This is a genomic window from Micromonospora aurantiaca ATCC 27029 (genome assembly GCF_000145235.1).
GTDB lineage: Bacteria > Actinomycetota > Actinomycetes > Mycobacteriales > Micromonosporaceae > Micromonospora > Micromonospora aurantiaca.
The window spans coordinates 1,488,590-1,510,214 of record NC_014391.1 but is presented as its reverse complement, the minus strand read 5'-3'; the positions used below and the strand labels follow the sequence as shown (position 1 = coordinate 1,510,214).

At 73.4% G+C, this 21,625-nt stretch carries 17 protein-coding genes; 5 read left to right on the top strand and 12 right to left on the bottom strand.

The genetic code is table 11. The features are described 5' to 3' along the window. Positions 1-49: 49 nt before the first annotated feature. The 4 genes from MICAU_RS07270 to MICAU_RS07255 all read right to left on the bottom strand — a co-directional run bounded on the left by MICAU_RS07270 (position 50) and on the right by MICAU_RS07255 (position 4,583). A complete protein-coding gene (locus MICAU_RS07270) occupies positions 50-769 on the bottom strand; it encodes a gamma-glutamyl-gamma-aminobutyrate hydrolase family protein (RefSeq protein ID WP_041798856.1) in 720 nt (239 codons plus the stop codon). Positions 770-943: 174 nt separating this feature from the next. Next, positions 944-1,711 carry a 3-oxoacyl-ACP reductase gene (locus MICAU_RS07265; protein WP_013284647.1) on the bottom strand — a complete coding sequence of 256 codons (768 nt, stop codon included), beginning with the start codon at positions 1,709-1,711 and terminating at the stop codon, positions 944-946. A gap of 5 nt (positions 1,712-1,716) precedes the next feature. Next, positions 1,717-3,072, bottom strand: a complete 1,356-nt coding sequence (locus MICAU_RS07260; RefSeq protein WP_013284646.1) for an aldehyde dehydrogenase family protein — start codon at positions 3,070-3,072, stop codon at positions 1,717-1,719. A gap of 146 nt (positions 3,073-3,218) precedes the next feature. Continuing rightward, positions 3,219-4,583 (bottom strand): glutamine synthetase family protein, encoded by a 1,365-nt coding sequence (locus MICAU_RS07255; protein WP_013284645.1) that lies wholly within the window; start codon positions 4,581-4,583, stop codon positions 3,219-3,221. 86 nt (positions 4,584-4,669) lie between these two features. On the opposite strand from MICAU_RS07255, the gene MICAU_RS07250 reads away from it, so the two are divergent. Then, the gene (locus tag MICAU_RS07250) at positions 4,670-5,848 is read left to right on the top strand and encodes a PQQ-dependent sugar dehydrogenase (protein ID WP_013284644.1); all 1,179 of its coding nucleotides are present in this window, start codon (positions 4,670-4,672) and stop codon (positions 5,846-5,848) included. Between the two features lie 27 nt (positions 5,849-5,875). Here MICAU_RS07250 and MICAU_RS07245 read toward each other — a convergent pair whose 3' ends face one another. The 7 genes from MICAU_RS07245 to pcaF form a co-directional block, all read right to left on the bottom strand. Next, entirely contained in the window at positions 5,876-6,253 is a 378-nt protein-coding gene (locus MICAU_RS07245; RefSeq protein ID WP_013284643.1) for a nuclear transport factor 2 family protein, read from the bottom strand. A 29-nt stretch (positions 6,254-6,282) separates the two neighbouring features. Beyond that, positions 6,283-7,857 (bottom strand): amino acid permease, encoded by a 1,575-nt coding sequence (locus MICAU_RS07240; protein ID WP_013284642.1) that lies wholly within the window; start codon positions 7,855-7,857, stop codon positions 6,283-6,285. 261 nt (positions 7,858-8,118) lie between these two features. Further along, positions 8,119-8,865 (bottom strand): MBL fold metallo-hydrolase, encoded by a 747-nt coding sequence (locus tag MICAU_RS07235; RefSeq protein ID WP_013284641.1) that lies wholly within the window; start codon positions 8,863-8,865, stop codon positions 8,119-8,121. Between the two features lie 47 nt (positions 8,866-8,912). After that, complete coding sequence (locus MICAU_RS07230; RefSeq protein ID WP_013284640.1) at positions 8,913-9,413, bottom strand: DUF456 domain-containing protein; 501 nt, start codon at positions 9,411-9,413, stop codon at positions 8,913-8,915. A gap of 88 nt (positions 9,414-9,501) precedes the next feature. Then, on the bottom strand, positions 9,502-11,652 hold the full coding sequence (locus tag MICAU_RS07225; RefSeq protein ID WP_013284639.1) for a putative bifunctional diguanylate cyclase/phosphodiesterase: 2,151 nt from the start codon (positions 11,650-11,652) through the stop codon (positions 9,502-9,504). 5 nt (positions 11,653-11,657) lie between these two features. Further along, positions 11,658-12,476 carry an SAM-dependent methyltransferase gene (locus tag MICAU_RS07220; protein ID WP_013284638.1) on the bottom strand — a complete coding sequence of 273 codons (819 nt, stop codon included), beginning with the start codon at positions 12,474-12,476 and terminating at the stop codon, positions 11,658-11,660. 116 nt (positions 12,477-12,592) lie between these two features. Further along, entirely contained in the window at positions 12,593-13,798 is a 1,206-nt protein-coding gene (gene pcaF, locus MICAU_RS07215) for a 3-oxoadipyl-CoA thiolase (protein ID WP_013284637.1), read from the bottom strand. Between the two features lie 98 nt (positions 13,799-13,896). On the opposite strand from pcaF, the gene MICAU_RS07210 reads away from it, so the two are divergent. From MICAU_RS07210 to MICAU_RS07195, 4 genes are all read left to right on the top strand, one after another. Beyond that, positions 13,897-14,862, top strand: a complete 966-nt coding sequence (locus MICAU_RS07210) for a glutathione S-transferase family protein (protein WP_013284636.1) — start codon at positions 13,897-13,899, stop codon at positions 14,860-14,862. Further along, positions 14,855-15,523, top strand: a complete 669-nt coding sequence (locus tag MICAU_RS07205) for a DUF998 domain-containing protein (protein ID WP_013284635.1) — start codon at positions 14,855-14,857, stop codon at positions 15,521-15,523. Before MICAU_RS07210 ends, MICAU_RS07205 begins: the two co-directional genes overlap by 8 nt. Positions 15,524-15,660: 137 nt before the next feature. Beyond that, complete coding sequence (locus tag MICAU_RS07200; RefSeq protein WP_174361771.1) at positions 15,661-16,941, top strand: dicarboxylate/amino acid:cation symporter; 1,281 nt, start codon at positions 15,661-15,663, stop codon at positions 16,939-16,941. 68 nt (positions 16,942-17,009) lie between these two features. Beyond that, the gene (locus MICAU_RS07195) at positions 17,010-18,077 is read left to right on the top strand and encodes an NADH:flavin oxidoreductase/NADH oxidase (protein WP_013284633.1); all 1,068 of its coding nucleotides are present in this window, start codon (positions 17,010-17,012) and stop codon (positions 18,075-18,077) included. Between the two features lie 34 nt (positions 18,078-18,111). Here MICAU_RS07195 and MICAU_RS07190 read toward each other — a convergent pair whose 3' ends face one another. Beyond that, entirely contained in the window at positions 18,112-21,597 is a 3,486-nt protein-coding gene (locus tag MICAU_RS07190) for an ATP-binding cassette domain-containing protein (RefSeq protein ID WP_013284632.1), read from the bottom strand. Positions 21,598-21,625: the final 28 nt, after the last annotated feature.

Sequence of the window (21,625 nt, the reverse complement as noted above, 5' to 3'; positions counted from 1 at the left end):
TCGGGCGGTCCTCGCCTGGTCGGCGGGCCGCCGATTCGGCTGTCCGCACCTACGAAACGCGGGTGTGTGATCTAGCCGACATCGCGGCCCGGACCAGCGCGGCCACCGGCCGCGGCTCGGCCTCGTTCTCCGGATGCCACTGCACCCCGAGCACGAACCGCCGCGCCGGATCCTCCACCGCCTCGATCACCCCGTCGTCGGCCCAGCCGGTCACCGCCAGGCCGCCGGGGTCGGCCACCGCCTGATGGTGGTACGAGTTGACCCGGTCCACCCCGGCCATCACCTCGGCGGTCCGGCTGCCGGCGGCGAAGCGCACCGGATGCGACCCGTAGACGCCCGGCGCGGGACGGTGCCCGTCGTGCCCGACCACGTCCGGCAGGTGCTGGTGCAGCAGGCCGCCGTACGCCACCGCCAGCAGTTGCATGCCCCGGCACACGCCCAGCACCGGCAGGTCGGCGGCGAGCGCGGCGGTCAGCAGCGTCGTCTCCCCCGCGTCGCGCTCCGGCCGGCTCTCGGTACGCGGGTCCGGCGGCTCGCCGTACCGCTCCGGCCCGACGTCCGCGCCGCCAGCCAGCAGCAGCCCGTCCAGCAGCCCCAGCACGTCCGCGTCGGCGTCGTCCGGGGGCAGCACGACGGCCCGGCCGCCCGCCGCGGTGACCGAGCGGACGTACGCGTGCGGCACGAGCGTCGCCGGCACGTCCCGCCACACCGCCCAGCCGGCCGGCTCGACGTACGCGGTGATGCCGATGACCGGCCTTCTCGCGCTCACAGTGCCGGCCTGGGTTCGCGACTGCGGGGCTCGCAAGACCGGCTCACTCCTCGCGCTCACAGTGCCGACCTGGTTCGCGACTGCGGGGCTCGCAAGACCGGCTCACTCCTCGCGCTCACAGTGCCGACCTGGTTCGCGACTGCGGGGCTCGCAAGACCGGCTCACTCCTCGCGCTCACAGGGGGGTGACGTACGCGCCGGTGATACCGCCGTCGACGACGAACTGCGCGGCGGTCATGAACGAGGCGTCGTCGCTGGCGAGGAACGCCACAGCGGCGGCGATCTCGGCAGGGTCGCCGAACCGGCCCATCGGCACGTGCACCAGCCGCCGGGCGGCCCGCTCCGGATCCTTGGCGAACAGCTCCAGCAGCAGCGGCGTCGCCACCGGCCCGGGGCACAGCGCGTTGACCCGGATGCCCTCGCGGGCGAACTGCACGCCCAGCTCCCGGGTCATCGCCAGCACCCCGCCCTTGCTCGCCGTGTACGCGATCTGCGACGTGGCAGCGCCCATCAGCGCCACGAACGAGGCGGTGTTGATGATCGAGCCCTTGCCCTGGCGGCGCATGTGCGGGATGACGTACTTGCAGCACAGGTACACGCTCGTGGTGTTGACCCGCAGCACCCGTTCCCAGGCGTCCAGGCCGGTCTCCAGGATCGAGTCGTCCTCAGGCGGCGAGATGCCCGCGTTGTGGAACGACACGTCCACCCGGCCGTGCCGCTGCACCACCCCGTCGAACAGGTCGCGCACGGCCGTCTCGTCGGCTACGTCGGCGGCGACGAACTCGCCACCCACCTCCTGCGCGGCCCGGGTGCCGGCGTCGGCGTCGATGTCCACGCAGACCACCCGGGCGCCCTCGGCGGCGAAACGGCGTACGGTGGCGAGCCCGATGCCGCTGCCCGCGCCGGTCACCACTGCCACCCGGTCGGAAAGCCGTCCCTGCACTGTGATCACTCCTCGGTGCCGATGAACACGTTCTTGACGTCGGTGAAGGCGTGCAGCGCGTCCGGACCCAGCTCCCGGCCCAGGCCGGAACGCTTCATCCCGCCGAACGGGGTCCAGTAGCGCACCGAGGAGTGCGAGTTGACGCTGAGGTTGCCCGACTCGACGGCGCGGGCCACCCGCACCGCGCGCCCGACGTCCCGGGTCCAGATCGAGCCGGAGAGCCCGTACTCGGTGTCGTTGGCGAGCCGGATCGCGTCCGCCTCGTCGTCGAACGGGAGCACCGAGACGACCGGGCCGAAGACCTCCTCCCGCCAGTGCCGGTCCGCCGGGGAGCCGGCGAGCAGCACAGTCGGGGCGTACCAGAAGCCGGGGCCGTCGGGGCACGAGCCGGTGAATGCGACGTCCGCGCCGTCGACGTACCCGGCGACCCGGTCCCGGTGCGCGGCGGAGATCAGCGGGCCCATCTCGGCCGTGTCCCGGGCCGGGTCCTCCACCCGCACCGCCCGTACGGCCGGTTCGAGCAGTTCCAGGAACCTGTCGTACACCCGGCGCTGGACCAGGATCCGGGAGCGGGCGCAGCAGTCCTGGCCGGCGTTGTCGAAGACGGCGTACGGCGCGGTCGCAGCCGCCTTCTCCAGGTCCGCGTCGGCGAAGACGATGTTCGCCGACTTGCCGCCCAGCTCCAGCGTCACCCGTTTCACCTGGGCCGCGCAGCCGGCCATGATCCGGGTGCCGACCTCGGTCGAGCCGGTGAAACAGATCTTGCGGACCGCCGGGTGGGTGACGAACCGCTCGCCGACCACGCTGCCCCGGCCGGGCAGCACTGTGAACACGCCGTCGGGCAGGCCGGCGTCGCGGGCCAGTTCGGCCAGGCGCAGCGCGGTCAGCGGGGTCAGCTCGGCGGGCTTCAGCACCACCGTGTTGCCGGCGGCGAGCGCCGGGGCGAACCCCCAGCCGGCGATCGGCATCGGGAAGTTCCACGGCACGATCACGCCGACCACGCCCAGCGGCTCGTGGAACGTGACGTCGAGCCCGCCGGGCACCGGGATCTGGTGGCCGGTCAGCCGTTCCGGCGCGCCCGCGTAGTAGTCGAGCACGTCGCGGACGTTGCCCGCCTCCCAGCGGGCGTTGCCGATGGTGTGCCCGGCGTTGCGCACCTCCAGGAGAGCCAGCTCCTCCAGGTGCGCGTCGACCTGGGCGGCGAACCGCCGCAGCAGCCGCCCCCGATCCCCCGGCGCCACATGACGCCACGTCTCGAACGCCGCAGCCGCCCGCGAGACAGCAGCATCCACGTCCTCCACGGAGCACCCCGGAACGACCCCGATCCCCGCCCCGTCAACAGGCGAGATCACCTCACCCACGCGGTCCCCCCTCCCCTCGCCCCCGCGATCTTGCAGTTGCTGCCCCGGCGAAAGCCCCATAACGCCCGCACCGAGGGCCGCAAGTGCAAGATCGACGTCGAGAGCGGGGCGCGAGGGCGGGCGCGGCGGCGGGGAGCGCGGCGAGGTCAGAGGCGTTCGAAGCCACGGGTCAGCTCCCAGTCCGTCACCGCGGCGTCGAAGGCGGTCAGCTCGACCTTCGCCTGATTGGCGTAGTGGGCGGCCACCTCGTCGCCGAACGCCTCCCGGGCCACCTCCGAGTGCTGCCACAGGTCCAGCGCGTCACGCAGCGTGGTGGGCACCCGCTCGGCGTCCGGGTCGTCGTACGCGTTGCCGGTGCACTCGTCCGCCAGCTCCAGCTCGTTCTCGATGCCGTGCACCGCGCCGGCCACCAGGGCGGCGATCGCCAGGTACGGGTTGACGTCGGCCCCCGGCACCCGGTTCTCCACCCGCATCCCCTGCCCGTGCCCGACCAGCCGCAGCGCGCAGGTGCGGTTGTCGGTGCCCCAGCGCAGCGCGGTCGGCGCGAACGAGCCGGGCTGGTAGCGCTTGTAGGAGTTGATGTTGGGTGCGAAGAACAGGCTGAACTCGCGCATGGTGGCGAGCAGCCCGGCCAGCACCCGCTGCCCGGTGACGCTCAGGTGCGCGGGCCCGTCCCCCAGCATCGCCGAGGAGCCGGAGGCGTCGCGCAGCGAGAAGTGGATGTGGCAGGAGTTGCCCTCCCGCTCGTTCGGCTTCGCCATGAACGTGATCGCCATGCCCTCCTGGGCGGCGATCTCCTTGGCGCCGTTCTTGTAGATGACGTGGTGGTCGGCGCAGCGCACCGCCTCGTCGTACCGGAAGGCGATCTCGTGCTGGCCGAGGTTGCACTCGCCCTTCGCGCTCTCCGGGGTGAGCCCGGCGCCGGCCATCTCGGTGCGGATGCGGCGCAGCAGCGGCTCGACCCGGGCGGTGCCGAGCAGTGAGTAGTCCACGTTGTACTGGTTGGCCGGCGTCAGGTCGCGGTAGCCGCGCTGCCACGCCTCCTCGTACGAGTCGCGGTAGAGCACGAACTCCAGTTCGGTGCCGGCGTACGCGGTCAGCCCGTGCGCGGCCAGCCGGTCGAGCTGCTTGCGCAGGATCTGCCGGGGCGAGGCGACCACCGGGCCGGAGCCGTCCAGCCACTCCAGGTCGGCCAGCAGCAGCGCGGACCCGGGTTGCCAGGGCATCCGGCGCAGCGTGTCCAGGTCGGGGCGCATGGCGAAGTCGCCGTAGCCGCGTTCCCAGCTCGACATCGCGTACCCGTCGACGGTGTTCATGTCGACGTCCACGGCGAGCAGGTAGTTGCAGCCCTCGCTGCCGTGCGTGACCACCTGGTCGAGGAAGTAGGGCGCGTGGAACCGCTTGCCTTGCAGGCGGCCCTGCATGTCGGTGAGCGCGAGCACCACCGTGTCGATCTCACCCTCGGTGACGGCGACCCGCAACTGTTCCAGCGAGAGCGGCGTTGGTTTCATCAGGGGCCTCCATCACCAAGGTCTACTGGCAAACCGGATCACCGTCAATGCCCCGGCGAGGCCGGGTGCGAAACCGGGGAGTGCACATGCGCCGTCGTACCGTCGCGGTCGTCGCCGCCGTCCTCGCGATCGTGCTCGCAGCGACCGACGCCCACGCCGGCAACCGGCCCACCGGCCGCCCGGCCGCGGACGGCCCCGACCGGCCGGTCACCGCTGACGCGCACCAGCGCCCGGTCGCGCTGGACCTGCGCGGCTTCGACGGGCGTGCCGGCTGGTCCGGCTACGACCTGACCCGTCCCCGCGTCGTCGCGACCGGGCTGGAGGCGCCGTGGGGGCTGGCCTTCCTGCCCGACGGCAGCGCCCTGGTCGCGCAGCGGGACCAGGGCACGATCCTGCGCGTACGCCCGGGTCGCCCGGCCCGGCAGGTGGCCCGGATCGCCGACGTGGCCGCGGGCGGCGAGGCGGGCCTGCTCGGGCTCGCGGTCTCCCCCCGGTACCGCCGGGACAGGTGGGTCTACGCCGCCTACACCACGGCTGCCGACATCCGGATCGTCCGGTTCCGCCTCGGCTCGTCCCAGCCGCCGCAGGTGCTGGTGAGCGGCACCGCCCGCAGCGCGGTCCACGACGGCGGCCGGATCGCGTTCGGCCCCGACGGCATGCTCTACGCCGGGATCGGCGACGCCGGGGTGTCCGCCCGCGCGCAGGACCTGACCAGCCGCAACGGCAAGATCCTGCGGATCCGCCCGGACGGCGGCGTGCCGGCCGGCAACCCGTTCCCCGGCTCGCTGGTCTACAGCTACGGCCACCGCAACGTGCAGGGCCTCGCCTGGGACCGGCAGGGGCGGCTGTTCGCCACCGAGTTCGGCCAGAGCACCTGGGACGAGGTGAACCGGATCGTGCCCGGCGGCAACTACGGCTGGCCGCTCGTCGAGGGCGTCGCCGGTGATCCCCGGTTCCGCGACCCGGTCGTCGTCTGGCCGCCCGCGCAGGCGTCCCCGAGCGGTGCCGCGTTCACCAGGGGCACGCTCTACGTCGCCGCGCTGCGCGGCGCCCGGCTCTGGGCGGTGCCCGTCGACGCCGCCGGCCGCGTCGGCGTACCGGTGGCGGAGCTGGTCGGCACGTACGGCCGCCTGCGTACCGTCGAGGTCGCGCCGGACGGCGCGCTCTGGGTGGCGACCAGCAACCGCGACGGCCGCGGCACCCCGGCGGCCGGCGACGACCGCATCCTCCGCTTCCCGCTCACCCACCGCCGCCCCACGATCTGACCCCTTCGGTACGCGGACAGCCCGCCGTCACATGGGCTGGACCCAGGCGGATCGCCACTGCGGGGACGGGTCCGCACCGAGGCTGGTCCAGTACTCCCGGCCGTCGGCGATCCGCCCGTCGCGCACGGTCCAGAACGACGCGACGCGGTGCACGCCCATCTCCTCGTGCGGCACCTCCACCTCGGACACCACAGTGTCGCCGGATGCCACCACCCGCAGTACCCGGATCGACCAGCCCTCCGGGTACTCGGCGTTGATCTTCACGTAGTGGTCGCGGCCCACGATCCGCTCGGCGCTGACCGGCCACTCGACCACCACGTCGTCGGCCAGCAGGTCGCCGACGCCGGTCCAGTCCCGGGCCTGCATGCGATCCCACAACGCGCGTACCACCGCTTCCGAGTCCATTGCCGGATCATGGCAGGACCCACCGACAGCTACGACGGCTCGGCAGGCTCGGGCTCGGGTTCGGCCTGGTCGACTGTGCGGCGCGGGCCGGTGAACCACTTGCGGGCCGAGGCGTACCACCAGATCGCGACGCCGAGCAGCACGCCACCGATGGCGATGGGCGCGTAGTTCACAGCCGTCCAGCTGAAGTCGGGGTTGCCGGGCACACCCGCCGGGACGATCGGCAGCACGAAGTAGACCGAGATGACCGCGATCTCGACCACCGCGATCCAGCCGAGCAGCTTGTAGCGGCGGCCGAGCGTCCACGGGCCCGGGGTGAACCGGTCGCCCATCCGCAGCCGCAGGAAGATCGGGATGATGAAGGACAGGTACAGCCCGATCACCGCGACCGACACCACCGCGTAGAACGCGACCGGGATGCCGCCGCGCTGGTAGAGCGCGGGCAGTGTGAGCACCAGCCCGGCCAGCGTCGCGCCGATGATGGCGTTGACGGGCGTGCCGTTGCGGTTCACCTTCGACCAGAGTTTCCAGCCGGGCACCGCGCGGTCCCGGCTGAACGCGTACGCCATCCGCGACATCGACGTCACGCAGCTCATGCCGCAGAAGAACTGCCCGATGGTGGAGATGATGATGACGGCCTTGAAGAAGAACGGCGTCAGCGCGCTCTCGAAGATCGCCCCGGAGAAGCCGCCCGCCTCGTTGATCGCGTCCACGTCGGTGGCCGCGAACAGGAACGCCAGCAGCAGGATCCAGCCGCCCACCGCCGAGTAGAAGATCGACCGCCACAGCCCCTGCGCGGCGGCCTTGGACGCGCCCCGGGTCTCCTCGGAGACGTGCGCGCAGGCGTCGAAGCCGGTGATCGTGTACTGCGTGAGCAGGAAGCCCAGCGGCAGCACGTAGAACCAGAACGCCAGCCCGCCGGTGTCGCCGTCACCGAAGCCGGAGTTGTTGAACCGCTCGGTGAACACGAACTGGAAGCTCTGGTGGTTGTCCGGGACCAGGACCAGGATCAGCACCACGGCGGCCGCGCCGGCGACGTGCCACCAGACCGAGACGTTCTGGAGTACGTCGATGATCCGGTGCCCGTAGATGTTGATCAGCCCGTGCAGCGCGAGGATCACCACGAACAGCCCGAACGTCTGGTGCCCGGTGCCGGCCCAGCCGTCGAACAGCGCCGACAGCGTCAGGTTGAGGAACGTGGCGCAGCCGTAGTCGACCGACGCGGTCACCGCGACCAGCCCGATCAGGTTGAGCCAGCCGGTGAACCAGCCGTGCACCGGCCGGCCCATCGTCGCCGCCCACCAGTAGATCCCGCCCGCTGTCGGGTACGCCGACACCAGCTCGGCCAGGCAGAAGCCGATGATCAGGATGAACAGCGAGATCAGCGGCCAGCCCCAGGAGATCGCCACCGGGCCGCCGTTGTTCCACGCCTGGCCGAACGTGGTGAAGCAGCCGGCCAGGATCGAGATGATGGAGAACGAGATCGCGAAGTTGGAGAAGCCGCTCCACTTGCGGCGCAACTCCTGTTTGTAGCCGAGTTCGGCGAGTCGTCGGGCGTCGTCGTCCATCGGCTGCTCGGCGGTCGGCGCGGGCGTCGTGGCCACTGCACACCTCCTCGAGGCGATGCTCGTGCGAGTGCTCGCAGTGTGCTCCCAGCCGATCAAGGCGGTCAATACGTACCCCGGTAATTGCGTTGTCGCCCGATCCCACCCGGGGCATCATTGTGGGCGTGACCAGGCCCGACCCGACGGGCCGGCACCGGGCGCTCGGCAACGCCCGGTCCGCGGCGGCGCGCGGCGTCCACCTCTCTCTCACTGAAGTACGGCGATCGGCCGTACCCTCCGGACGCCCCGCGCCGCCGCTCCCTACCGGCCGACTGTCACCGTCAGCCCGGGCGCAGCCACCTCCACCGGGCCGGCGAACCCGCGCCGTACGGCGGCCAGCGCCTCCCGCGGCTCCGTCCCCGGCCACAAATGGGTGAGCAGGAGGCGCCGCACCCCGGCCTCGGCGGCGTACCGGCCGACCTCGACGGCGCTGGACAGGTTCCCCTCGTGCCGCTGCGGGATGTCGTCCGGATAGGTCGCCTCCGCGATCAGCAGGTCCGCGTCGCGGGCCAGCTCCACCAGCGCCGGGCTGGGTCCGGTGTCCCCGGTGTAGGCGAGCACCAGGCCCGCCGCCGAGAACCGGGCTCCGGCGTTCGGCACCCAGTGCGGCAACGCGAACGTCCGCACCTCGTACGGCCCGAGACGCAGCGTCTCCCCCGGGGTGAACCCGGTCAGCCGGTACCCGGGTTCGAGCAGGCCCGGCTCGTCGATCGCGAGCAGTCCGGCGAGGCTGCCGGTGGGGGCGTACACCGGCAGGGGCGGCCCGGACCGGTTCGCGAGCACCCGGGCGCGGACCAGCGGTTGCAGGTCGGCGCAGTGGTCGGGGTGGCCGTGGCTGACGTAGACGGCGTCGACGTGCTCCGCCCTCGTGAGCGCCAGCAACGGTTGCAGCGTCGCGTAGCCGGGGTCGATCAGCAGCCGGAAGCCGTCGTGTTCGACGAGGAAGCCGGCGCAGGCCTGGTGGGCGGTGGGGAAGGCGCCGAGGCCGCCCAGGACTGTTGTCCGCATCCGGTCGACCGTACCGGTGGGGTAGCCGCCGGGTGGTCCGGCGACGGTCAGACGAACAGCAGCCCCGCGACCCACAGCGCGGCGATCATCAGGCCGGCGGTGAACTCCAGGACCATCGACAACCCGGCGGCCTTGAGCGCCTGCACCGTGGCCGGCCAGGCGAGGCGGGTGTCGCCGAGCCGCAGCCGTTCGGCGCCGAAGATCCCGCCGACGAAGCCGATCGGCAGCCCGACCACCGGGATCACGAAGAACCCGACCACGCCGAGCAGGCCGCCCGCCAGCAGCGAGGTGGTGGGCACGCCGGTCCGCTTCAGGTTGCGCCCCGGCCAGAGGTACTTGAGCACGGTGCCACCGGCGGCGATCGCCGTGGCGGCGGCGAGCACCGCCCAGCGGCCCGGCCCGGCGTCGCCGAACAGCGTCCACACCAGTACGCCGCCCCAGCACAGCGGCAGCGCCGGTAACCCGGGCACCACCACCCCGGCCAGGCCGGCGACGATCGCCAGCGCGGCGACCACCGACACCACGGCCTGCGAATCGGTGAGGCTCACCGGTTCTCCCTTCCTCGCCTGCCGCGTGCGCGGGAGGTGTTAAGCGGGGCCCCCTCCTCTACCGGAGGCGTTAAGAGGGGGCCCTTCCTTACCCGCCCAGGCGGGCGCGGATGCCGTCGGCGGGCATCGGGGCCCCGAACAGCCGGCCCTGCCCGGTGTCGCAGCGCAGCGCCCGCAGCCGTTCGGCCTGCACCTCGGTCTCCACCGCCTCGGCCGTCACCGACAGCTCCAGCGCGTGCGCCAGCCGGACCAGCGCGTCCACGATCCGCTCGTCCCGATGGTCGGCGACCGCGTCCCCGCCGTCACCCCGGATCCCCTCGACGAACGGGCCGGCCAGCTTCACGCAGTGGATCGGCAGCCGCCGCAGGTACGCGAGGTTCGAGTAGCCGGTGCCGAAGTCGTCGATGGCCAGCCGCAGCCCGAGGCCGGCGAGCTGGTGCAGCGTCCGCAGCGGCTCGCCGGCGCTGCCCATGACGGCGCTCTCGGTCAGCTCCAGCTGCAACAGCTCGGCCGGCAGGCCGGTGTGCTGCAACGCCTCCGCCACCGTCTCCACGATGGCCGGGTCGTCGGCCTGCCGGGCGGCCAGGTTGACGCTCACCACCGGCGTGGTGTCCGGGTACGCGCGCCGCCACGACTCGGCGTCGCGGCACGCCTGACGCAGCACCCAGGCGCCGAGCCGGACGATCAGGCCGGTCTCCTCGGCCAGCCCGATGAACCGGTCCGGCCCGATCAGCCCCAGCTCCGGGTGCTGCCAGCGCACCAGCGCCTCGACCGCCACCATCGTGCCGTCCAGCAGCGACACGATCGGCTGGTAGTGCAGCACGAACTCGCCCCGGTCCAGCGCGGCGGGCAGGTTCGCGGCCAGCGCGGAGCGGGCGATGTCGGCGGCGCTGCGCTCCGGGTCGTACACCGCCCAGCGGCCCCGGCCCTCCGCCTTGGCCCAGTAGAGCGTGGTGTCGGCGGCCTTCATCAGGTCGCCGACGCTCGTCTCCGCCGCCGGGCACTCCACGATGCCGATGCTCGCCGACACGGCGAGCTGCTGGTCACCGACGTGCACCGGCGCGGACACCGCGGCCAGCGCCAGCTCGGCGACCTCCACCGCGTCGTCGATGCCGCCGTCGGAGTCGACCAGGATGACGAACTCGTCGCCACCCATCCGGGCCACCAGGTGGCCGCGCCCGGCCACGCAGTCGCTGAGCCGGCGGGCGATCACCTTGAGCAGCCGGTCGCCCAGGTCGTGGCCGAGGCTGTCGTTCACCGCCTTGAAGCCGTCCAGGTCGATGAAGCACAGCCCGACGCGCTGCTCCGGACCGGCGCCGTCGAAGACGTCGCCGAGCGTCTCGAAGAACAGCGTCCGGTTGGGCAGGCCGGTCAGCGGGTCGTGCAGCGCCTGGAAGCGCAGCCGCTGCTGCAACTCGTACCGCTGGGTGATGTCCTCCACCATCGCCACGGTGAACCGGGGCCGGCCGTCGTCGTGCCGGATGAGCGAGACCGCGAGGTCGGTCCAGACCACGCTGCCGTCCTTGCGGTAGTAGCGCTTCTCCACCCGCGCGCTGTCCCGCTTGCCCTCGATCAGCTCCTGGTACAGCTCCCACATCCCGGCCGCGTCGTCGGGGTGGAACAACGCCGAGACGTTCATCCGCCGCATCTCCGCGACGGCGTAGCCGAGCATGTCCGCGAACGACTGGTTGACCTCGATGATCTGCCCGTCCACCCCGGCGATGCCGATGCCGATGGCGGCGCCGGTGAAGACCGCCCGGAACCGCGCCTCGCTGTCCCGCAGCGCCTGCTCGACGGTGTCCCGGGCCTGCCACGCGGACCGGGCGATCCGCTCCTGCTGGCTGAAGACCCGGTCGCGCAGCGCGCGGGCGAACCCGGCGGCGAACGCGCCCTGGAGCAGCGCGACCCGCTCACGCAGCTCCGGCGACTCGGTGCGCGACGGCAGCACCCAGGGCAGGAACCGGTCGCCGAGCGCCTGCACCGACCAGTCGAGCACGCCGGGCTCGGTGAGGTGCGCCTGGACCAGGGCACGCCCCACCTCCTCCGCCGGGCGGGCGGAGAAGGTGGGGGCGAGCAGGGCCTCGCCGAGTCGCTCGGTGAGCGGCACCAGCAGGCGCTCGGTCTCGGCCGCGCTCAGCGGCACGAACCCGATACGGCGCACCGCGCGAGCCCACTCGGCGGCGTACGCGGCGGCGCCGGGCCGGCTGACGTCTCCCCCGTCGCTGTCCGGGGCGCGCATGGGGCTCAGCCGTCGGCGCGGTCGTGCCGGGCGACGCCGCCGAAGGCCCCGAACCGCTCCGGGTGCTCGTCCACGTCCGACGGGGAGTCGGGCCGCCACAGCGGCATGTGCACGACGCCCGGTTCGAGGATCGTCCAGTCGCCGAAGAAGCCGGTGATCTCGGCCCGCGAGCGCAGCGTGATCTCGGTGGCGGTACGCGCCGACAGCCGCTGCGCGTCCAGCATCTCCTGCGGCTGGTCCTCGAACGTGGAGTGGGAGATGACCAGGTAGCTGCCGGGTGCGGCGGCGGCGCGCAGCGTGGCCAGGATGTCGGCCGGGCGGTCGGCGTCGGGCACGAAGTGCACCACGCCGGCGAGCAGGATGCCCAGCGGCCGGTCGAAGTCGATCAGGCCGCTGGCGCGGGCGTGGTCCAGGATCAGCTTCGGCTCGCGCAGGTCGGCCAGGATCGCCGTGGCCCGGTCGTTGCCGGCGAGCAGTTCGTGGCTGTGCGCCACGGCAACCGGGTCGATGTCCACGTACACGATGCGGGCGTCCGGGTCGGCGGCCTGGGCGACCTCGTGCACGTTGCCGACGGTGGGGATGCCGGAGCCGACGTCGAGGAACTGGTCGATGCCGGCGTCGAGCAGCACCCGTACGGCCCGGCGCAGGAACTCCCGCCCGGAGCGCATGGTGGCGGCCAGGTTCGGCGTCATCGCCGCGATCTGTTCGGCGAGCTGCCGGTCGATCTCGAAGTTGTGCGCCCCACCGAGGAAGTAGTCGTAGACCCGGGCGGCGCTCGGCCGGGTCAGGTCGATCTCGGTGGGCAGGCTCTCCGGCGTCTGCATCGCTCGGTCCCCCAGGTCGTCGTCCGCCGTCGATGGCGGATCATGTGGTCCAGACCACTCTAGGCCGGTACGGCCGGGTTCGGGAGATCCACTGGAGGCGATGCCGGCGGCCCGGTTCAGGCGGCCGACTCCAGCAGCAGCGAGATGCCCTGGCCGACACCGATGCACATGGTGGCGAGCGCCCGCCGGCCGCCCCTTCGGCGCAGTTCCAGCGCGGCGGTCAACGCCAGCCGGGCACCGCTGGCGCCGAGCGGGTGACCCAGCGCGATGGCCCCGCCGCCGGGGTTGACGTGCTCGGCGTCCTCCGGCAGGCCCAGCTCGCGCAGCACCGCCACCGACTGCGCGGCGAACGCCTCGTTCAGCTCGATCACGTCCACGTCGGCGAGCGACAGGCCCGTGCGGTCGAGCAGCTTCCGGGTCGCCGGAACCGGACCGATGCCCATGATCCGCGGCGGTACGCCTGCCGACGCGGCACCGCGTACCCGGGCCAGCGGGGTGAGGCCGTAGCGCTCGACGGCGGCCGCGGAGGCGACCAGCAGCGCGACGGCGCCGTCGTTGACGCCGGAGGAGTTGCCGGCGGTCACAGTGCCGCCCTCGCGGAACGGGGTGGGCAGCGCCGCGAGCTTCTCCAGCGACGTCTCGCGCGGGTGCTCGTCGGCCTCGACCAGCTTCGTCTCGCGCTTGCCCGCGGGCACCGTCACCGGGACGATCTCCTCGGCCAGCCGGCCGTCGGCCTGCGCCTTGGCGGCCCGCTGCTGCGACCGGTACGCGAAGGCGTCCTGCGCGGCCCGGTCCACGCCGAACTCCGCTGCCACGTTCTCCGCCGTCTCCGGCATCGAGTCGATGCCCCACCCCTTGCGCATCAGCGGGTTCACCAGCCGCCAGCCGATCGTGGTGTCGTACACCTCGGCGGTGCGGGCGAACGGCGTGGCCGCCTTCGGCATGACGAACGGCGCGCGGCTCATGCTCTCCACGCCGCCGGCCACCACCAGGTCGGCCTCCCCGGCGACGATCGCGCGGGCGGCGGAGGCGAGCGCGTCCAGGCCGGAGCCGCAGAGCCGGTTGACGGTGCTGCCCGGCACCTCCTCCGGCAGGCCGCCGAGCAGCGCGGCCATCCGGGCCACGTTGCGGTTGTCCTCGCCGGCCTGGTTGGCGCAGCCCAGGATCACGTCGTCGGTGCGGGCCCAGTCGACCGAGGGGTGGCGGGCCACCAGCTCGCGGACGACGTGCGCGGCCAGGTCGTCGGGGCGGACCCCTGCCAGCGCGCCGGCGTACCGGCCGATCGGGGTGCGGACTCCGGCAACGAGATAGGCCACTGTCATCGCGCGTACGTCCTTCGGGGGTGGGAAGGGGTCGGTCGGCGGGTCGCGGGGGTACCCGGCGCCAGGATATCCGTGACCGGAGCGGATAGGTTTGCCGCATGTCCGGGGCCCAGTTCAGCGCAGAGACCAGCGGTGGCGGCGCGTTCGTCCGCCAGCCCAACCGGTTCACCGGCCGGGTCACTCCGCACTCCACGTCACCCGAGGGGGGCGGGCCGGACGAGCAGGGACGCTGGCCGCTGGAGGCGGGCCGCTACCGGCTGATCTGGTGCCGGGCCTGCCCGTGGGCGCACCGGGCCCGGATCGTGCGCGGCCTGCTCGGGCTGGACGAGGTGATCTCGCTGGGCACCGTCGACCCGATCCGGGACGAGCGGGGCTGGCGGTTCGCGCTCGACCCGGACGGCTTCGACCCGGTGCTCGGCATCGGCTTCCTGTCCGAGGCGTATCTGTCCACCGACAGGGACTACACCGGCCGGGTGACGGTGCCGGCGCTCGTGGACACGCTCACCGGACGAGTCGTGACGAACGACTATCCGCAGCTCACGCTGGACTTCTCGACCGAGTGGCGGCGGTTCCACGCGCCGGACGCGCCGGATCTGTACCCGGTCGAGCTGCGCCCGGAGATGGACGCGCTGATGGCGGAGATCCACCGGGACGTCAACAACGGCGTCTACCGGTGCGGCTTCGCCACCTCCCAGGAGGCGTACGACGAGGCGTTCACCGCGCTGTTCGCCCGCCTCGACGCGCTGAGCGAGCGGCTGGCCGGGCGGCGCTACCTGATGGGCGACGCGATCACCGAGGCGGACGTGCGCCTGTTCACCACGCTGGTGCGCTTCGACGTGGCGTACCACGGCCACTTCAAGTGCAACGAGCGCAAGCTCACCGAGATGCCGGTGCTGTGGGCGTACGCGCGGGACCTGTTCCAGACGCCGGGCTTCGGCGAGACGGTGGACTTCGACCACATCAAGCGGCACTACTACGCCACCCACGACATGATCAACCCGACCCGGATCGTGCCGCTGGGGCCGGACCTGTCCGGCTGGACCACCCCGCACGGACGTGGCTGAGGACACCGGCCGCCGGATCGCCGCCGCGTTCGCCGCCGTCTGCCTGGCAGCCGGCGCGGCAGCGGTGACTGTCGCGGTGATCGCCGGTCCCGGCCCGGGCCCCATCGCGTACGTGAGTGAGGCGGGCATCACCGACAGCGGGTACGCCGGGGCGTACCGGTTGGGGATCTTCTCGGTGGCCGCGTCGCTGCTGCTGCTCGCCGGGGCGCTGCCACCGGGGTTGCGGGCGGCGGCCGGGCTGCTCGGCGTCGGCGCGGTCGCCACGGTGCTCTCCGGCGCCGTCACGTGCAGCGAAGGCTGTCCGCTGCCGCCGTTCGAGGCGACAACGGTGGCCGACCTGGTGCACGGCGGTGCGAGCATCGCGGCGACCGCCGCGGTGGTGCTCGCCATGCTCGTACTGCTGTTCTCCCCGGCGACGGACCAGGGGCTGCGGCGGATCGCCGCGGTCGGCGCGGCGGTGGCGCTGCCGGTGGCCGCCGTAGTAGCGGCGGCGCTGCTGCTGGTCGGGCGCAGCGCGCTGCTCGGGGTGTCGGAGCGGGTGCTGCTGGTCGTGGTCGCCGCCTGGGGACTGGTCACCTCCGGCTACCTGGCTGTAAGGAGCCTCACCGGCGACGGTCCTTCCGTTACGGCCCGGGGCGGGAGTAACGTGTCGCGACGATGACCAATGTCTGGTGCCTCACCGAGCGCCTGTACGTCGATCTGCGACGGCAGGCCAGCGGCGTCTGTCCGGCGTAGCTCCACGCCCCCGACGCCCGCCTTCCCTCTCCAGACCTTGGATCCGTCCTCATGACTTCCGCCCTGCGCAGAATCCCCTTCTCCGTCCAGATCCTGCTCGGCCTCGTGCTCGGCGTGGCGCTCGGTTTCCTCGCCCGCGCCGCCGACCTCGCCTGGCTGACCAGCACGCTCGACACCGTCGGCGGCCTCTTCGTCCAGCTGCTCAAGCTCGCCGTGCCGCCGCTGGTCTTCACCGCCATCGTGGTCAGCGTGGTGAGCCTGCGCGGCGTCGCCAACGCCGCCCGGCTGGCAGTCAAGACGCTGCTCTGGTTCGGCGTCACAGCGCTCATCGCGGTGAGCATCGGCATCGGCATCGGCCTGCTCACCGACCCCGGCCGGGGCGTCAACCTGGACCCGGCCGGCGCCACCGCGCCGAAGACCACCGGCTCCTGGATCGACTTCCTCACCGGCATCGTCCCGACCAACCCGGTCGGCGCGTTCGTCGAGGGCAACGTCCTGCAGATCGTCTTCCTCGCCCTGGTGGTGGGCGCCGCCGCGCTGCTGGTCGGCGACGCCGCCGAGCCGTTCGTGTCGCTCAACCGCTCGCTGCTGTCGATCGTGCAGAAGGCGCTCTGGTGGGTCATCCGGCTCGCCCCGATCGGCACGCTCGGCCTGATCGGCAACGCCGTCGCCTCGTACGGTTGGGACCTGCTGGCCCCGCTCGCGAAGTTCACCACGGCCGTCTACGTCGGCTGCGCGCTGGTGCTGTTCGTGGTCTACCCGGTGCTGCTCGCGGTGGCCGGCAAGCTCAACCCGCTGCGCTTCTTCGCCGGCGCCTGGCCCGCCATCGAGCTGGCGTTCGTCTCCCGCTCGTCGGTGGGCACCATGCCGGTGACCCAGCGGTCGGTCGAGCGCCTGGGCGTCCCCCGCGAGTACGCCTCCTTCGCGGTGCCGTTCGGCGCCACCACGAAGATGGACGGCTGCGCCGCCATCTACCCGGCGCTCGCCGCGATCTTCGTGGCGCAGGTGTTCGGCGTGAACCTGGGTGTGACCGACTACCTGCTGATCGCGTTCGTCTCGGTGGTGGGCTCGGCTGCGACCGCCGGCCTGACCGGCGCGATCGTCATGCTGACGCTGACCCTGAGCACGCTGGGCCTGCCGCTGGCCGGGGCCGGCCTGCTGCTGGCCATCGACCCGATCCTGGACATGATCCGTACCGCCACGAACGTGGCCGGGCAGGCCGTGGTGCCGACCATCGTGGCCGCCCGGGAGGGCACGCTCGACCGGGCCGCGTACGACTCGGCCGGCAAGCGCGACCTCATCGAGCCGGCCGAAACCGAGCGGCTCGAACCCGTACCCGCCTGATCCACACCTCTTCGGGTGCGTGTCCTGAGAAGGAGGCGCACCCGTTGCCACGACCGGAGGATCCGAGAATGAGCGCCCTGTTCACCCCGCTCGCCCTGCGCGGCGTCACGCTGCCCAACCGGATCGCGCTGGCGCCCATGTGCCAGTACAGCGCCGGGCCGGACGGCCTGCCCACCGACTGGCACCGCGTCCACCTCGGCTCCCGCGCGGTCGGCGGGGCCGGCCTGGTGATCACCGAGGCGACGGCTGTGGTGCCCGAGGGCCGGATCAGCCCGCAGGACACCGGGCTCTGGTCCGACGCGCACGTCGACGCGTGGCGGCCGATCACCGCGTTCGTCGCCGCCCACGGCGCGGTCCCGGCCGTGCAGCTCGCGCACGCCGGGTTCAAGGCGTCCACGTACCGGCCGTGGGCACCGGCGCGCGGCGGGGTGCCGGACGCCGAGGGCGGCTGGACCCCTGTCGGCCCCGGCGACCAGCCGTTCGTGCCGGAGTACCGCACGCCGACCGCGCTGGACGAGGCGGGCATCGCCGCGGTGGTGGACGCCTTCGCCACCGCCGCCGGGCGGGCGCTGGACGCCGGGTTCGCCGCCGTGGAGATCCACGCCGCGCACGGCTACCTGCTGCACGAGTTCCTGTCCCCGCTCACCAACCGGCGCACCGACGGCTACGGCGGTGACCGGGCCGCCCGGATGCGGCTCACCCTGGAGGTGGCCCGCGCGGTACGCGCCGCCGTCGGCGAGTCCGTGCCGGTGCTGACCCGGATCTCCGCCACCGACTGGACCGACGACGGCTGGACCGTCGACGACAGCGTGGTGCTCGCCGGGGAACTGGCCGCCGCCGGAGTCGACCTGATCGACACGTCCTCGGGCGGCGCGGCCGTCCAGGCGTCCATCCCGGTCGGCCCCGGCTACCAGGTGCCGCTGGCCGCCCGGATCCGCCGCGACGCCGGGGTGCCGACCGGCGCCGTGGGCCTGATCGTCGAGCCCGAGCAGGCCGAGCAGATCGTGGCCGGCGGCGAGGCGGACCTGGTGCTGCTGGGGCGGGAACTGCTGCGCGACCCGTACTGGCCGCGCCGCGCCGCCGCCAAGCTCGGCGCCGCCCCGGCCTGGCCCGACCAGTACACCCGAGCCTTCTGACCCACCCCGCCCCCGCCCGGTGGGGCGGGGGCGGTCAGCCGGCCAGGTGGTTCCAGCGGGGTTCCAGGTCGGTCCAGGTGCCCTGGTCCGCCACTGTGCCGTCGATCAGCACCACCACGTGGTCGGCCCGGACCAGGGCGGCCCGCTTCGCGGTCGAGCCGACCACAGTCACCCCGTGCTCGCGCAGCGCCGCCCACAGCGCCAGCTCCGTGCTGACGTCCAGCGCCGACGACACGTCGTCGGCCACCAGCAGCTCGGTACGCGGCGCGAGCGCCCGGGCCAGCGCCAGCCGCTGGAGCTGACCACCGGACAACCGGGTTCCCTTGTGCCCGATCAGCAGCCCGAGCCCGCCGCCGGCCGCGGCCAGGTCGTGTTCGAGCTGGGCGGTCGAGACCGCTCCGGCGGCGTCCACCTGGTGGCCGAGCGCGATGTTGTCGGCCACCGTGCCGGAGAGCACCCGGGGTAGCTGGCCCACGTACCCGACCTGGTTGGGGCGCAGGAACATCTCCGGCTCGGTGACCGGGTCACCGTTCCAGCGCAGCTCGCCGACGTGGTGCACGATCCCGGCGAGCGCGCGCAGCAGCGACGACTTGCCGGACCCGACCGGGCCGACGACCAGCACCAGTTGCCCGCGCTCGACCACCAGGTCGACGTCGCGGACGGCGAGCGTGCCGTCGGAGTGCAGCGCGCCGAAGCCGGACAGCTCCAGGCGGCGCAGCGGGTGCCGGGGCGGCGGCTCGGGCGCGGGCGCGGTGCCCGCGACCAGATCGAGGCCGGGCACCGGCGCCGCGTACACGGCCTCGCCGGTCATCGCCACCGTCCGCTTGGTCCACACGCGCGCCGACGGGTACTGCGACACCAGCGACGCGGTGGTCCACGCGAACCAGCGGGCCGCGCCCAGGGTGGACACGGCCACCAGCGTGGCACCTGCGGACAGCTCACCGGCCAGGTAGAGCGCCCACGCGCCGATCGGCAGCAGGCCGCTGGCGACCGACGGGGTGGACCGGGCCCACACCTGCATGGCGATCTCGCGTCGCTGCCGCTCGCTGCGTACCTCGTCCAGCCGGGCGAGGTGGCGCAGCACCGGGCGGGTGGCGCCGGCCAGCTTGACCGTACGGGCGGCGGACAGCGCGGACACCAGCGCGGTGGCGAACGCGGCGCGCGCCTTCACCGTGCCTGCGGCCGTGCGTTCCAGCCGCGGCGCGAACAGCGTCGCCGCCAGCCCGGACACCACCATCGTGCCGACGAAGAACACCGCCGGTACGAAGCTGCCGGTCACCAGCGTCATGGCGACCACGATGACCAGCGAGATGAACTGGTCCATCAGGTTGTCGGCCAGGTGCACCACCCGGTCGGTGTCGCCGCCCTGGGCCACCACCTCGGCCGGGGTGTGCCCGCTGACCCGGCGCGCGCCGGTCTGCCCGTGCACCAGCCGGGCGCTGATCCGCAGCATCTGCCGGATCCACCACTGCGGGAACCACAGGTTCGTCAGGTACGGCAGCGGCAGCACCACCAGCAGCGCGGCCACGATGCCCAGCGCCGGCAGCCACGGGTCGCCGCCGCCGACCAGGTCGGCCCAGAGCCAGGGCAGCACCGCGCCGTCCAGACCGAGCACCGTCATCACGACGAACAGGCCGACCGAGAGCAGGCCGTACCGCGGATCGTTGGTGCCCAGCCGGAAGATCTCCCGCATGGTCCGCGCGGGCGGCGAGGGCGGCGCCGGTGGCGGGTCGGTGCGCGGCACGGCGGCCGGCCGCGTCGAGGGCGCGGCCGGTGTGGCGGGCGCGTCGTCCCAGGCGGGCGCGTCGAGCAGTTCCACACCGCCGCGCCGGGCGCCCACCCCGGCGTACGCCCCGGCGTGGCTGGTGGCGAGCAGCTCGGCGAAGCGGGCCGACTCGCGCAGCGGGCCGGCCTCCAGCACCGCGCCGTCGGCCATCACGACCACCTCGTCGCAGCGGCGCACCGAGGAGAGCCGGTGCGCGATGACGATGCCGATCCGGTCGGTGAGCAGCCGTTCGGTGGCCTCTCGTACGCGGTTCTCGGTGACCGGGTCGAGCCGCGCGGTGGCCTCGTCGAGGATCACCACGTGCGGGTCGCGGACCAGGATGCGGGCGAACGCGACGAGTTGTTCCTGCCCGGCGGAGAGCACGTAGCCGCCGTCGCCGAGCCGGGTGTGCACGCCGTCGGGCAGTTCGGCGATCCAGCCGGCCAGGCCCAGTTCGGCCAGCGCCCGCTCGGCCGCGTCCAGCAGCTCCGGATCGAACAGCGCCACGTTCTCGGCGAGCGTGCCGGCCAGGATCTCGGTGCGCTGCGGCACCACGGCGATCCACCGGCGCAGTTCCTCCACGTCCAGGTCGACCAGGTCGGTGCCGCCGAGGAACACCGTGCCGCGCGGTACCTCCACCGCCCGGGTGAGCACCTTGGCCAGCGTCGACTTGCCCGAGCCGGTCCGCCCGACGAGCGCGTACGATCGCCCGCGGACGAAGTCGAGGTGGACGTCGCGCAGCGCCGGACCGCGGTCGTCCCCGCCGGACGGGTAGCGGTAGGTGAGCCCGCGCACGGTCAGGTCGCCGTCGACCGGGGCGTCGCCGCCGCCCGGCTCCTGCGGCGATCCGGCGAGCAGTTGCACCCGGCCCCAGGCGCCGAACGCCTGTTGCAGGTGCGGCACCCAGCGGGCGATCTGCTCGACGGTCGCGCCGAACGCGACGGCCAGCAGCCAGATCGCGGTGAGCCGCGCGGCGTCCACCCGGCCGGTGGACAGCGCCCACGCGCCGCCCAGCACCACGCCCGCGACGCCGAGCCCGACCGCGCCGGCGGCGACCGCGGTGACCCGCGCGGAGAGCCGGAACACCCGGCCGCACCGGGCGATCACCTCGGCCGCGCGGCGGGCGTAGAGGCGCAGCACGTACGGCCGGGCGAGGCTGGTGCGCACGTCGTCCTGCCCGTGCACCGCCTCCTCCATCACTGCGGCGAGGTCGGACCACGCCTCCTCCTCGGCCATCCGGGCCGGGGCGATCCGGGCGGTCGGGCGGCGCAGCGTCACCGCGAGCAGGGAGGTGAGCACGATCATGCCGACACCGGCGGGCCACCAGACGATCAGCGCGCTCACCGTCGCGAGGACACAGACCGCGAGGCCCTGCACCAGCCGTACGCCGGTGTTCCGCATCTCGGCGGCGACCTGGTAGACGTCGTTGTCGATCCGGTCGAGCAGCTCGCCGACCGGCGTGGTCTCCAGGGTGGGCAGGTCCTGGCCGAGCGCGACCCGGCAGAGCCGCCGTCGCACGTCGGCCGACCAGTCGGCGGTGAGCCGGGCCATGATCAGGCCGATCAGCAGGTCGGTGACGACAGCGGCGACGAGCGCCACCGCGAGCGCGACGAACCACCCGGACGAGCGGTGCACCAGCACCGGCCCGGCCAGCGCGGAGGCGGCCGCCTGGCCGGCGGCGCCGAGCACGATCAGCAGCAGGACCGCCGTCATCCGCCGGGGCGCCGTGGCCCAGAGATCTCGGAGCAGGCGCATGGAAGGTCCTCCGGACTCGGATCGGTGG

Coding starts and splice junctions, on each gene's coding strand:
- MICAU_RS07250 (WP_013284644.1), top strand. CDS start 4,670: ATGCGCCGTCGTACCGTCGCGGTCGTCGCCGCCGTCCTCGCGATCGTG.
- MICAU_RS07190 (WP_013284632.1), bottom strand. CDS start 21,597: ATGCGCCTGCTCCGAGATCTCTGGGCCACGGCGCCCCGGCGGATGACG.
- MICAU_RS07220 (WP_013284638.1), bottom strand. CDS start 12,476: ATGCAGACGCCGGAGAGCCTGCCCACCGAGATCGACCTGACCCGGCCG.
- MICAU_RS07195 (WP_013284633.1), top strand. CDS start 17,010: ATGAGCGCCCTGTTCACCCCGCTCGCCCTGCGCGGCGTCACGCTGCCC.
- MICAU_RS07210 (WP_013284636.1), top strand. CDS start 13,897: ATGTCCGGGGCCCAGTTCAGCGCAGAGACCAGCGGTGGCGGCGCGTTC.
- pcaF (WP_013284637.1), bottom strand. CDS start 13,798: ATGACAGTGGCCTATCTCGTTGCCGGAGTCCGCACCCCGATCGGCCGG.
- MICAU_RS07235 (WP_013284641.1), bottom strand. CDS start 8,865: ATGCGGACAACAGTCCTGGGCGGCCTCGGCGCCTTCCCCACCGCCCAC.
- MICAU_RS07255 (WP_013284645.1), bottom strand. CDS start 4,583: ATGAAACCAACGCCGCTCTCGCTGGAACAGTTGCGGGTCGCCGTCACC.
- MICAU_RS07225 (WP_013284639.1), bottom strand. CDS start 11,652: ATGCGCGCCCCGGACAGCGACGGGGGAGACGTCAGCCGGCCCGGCGCC.
- MICAU_RS07245 (WP_013284643.1), bottom strand. CDS start 6,253: ATGGACTCGGAAGCGGTGGTACGCGCGTTGTGGGATCGCATGCAGGCC.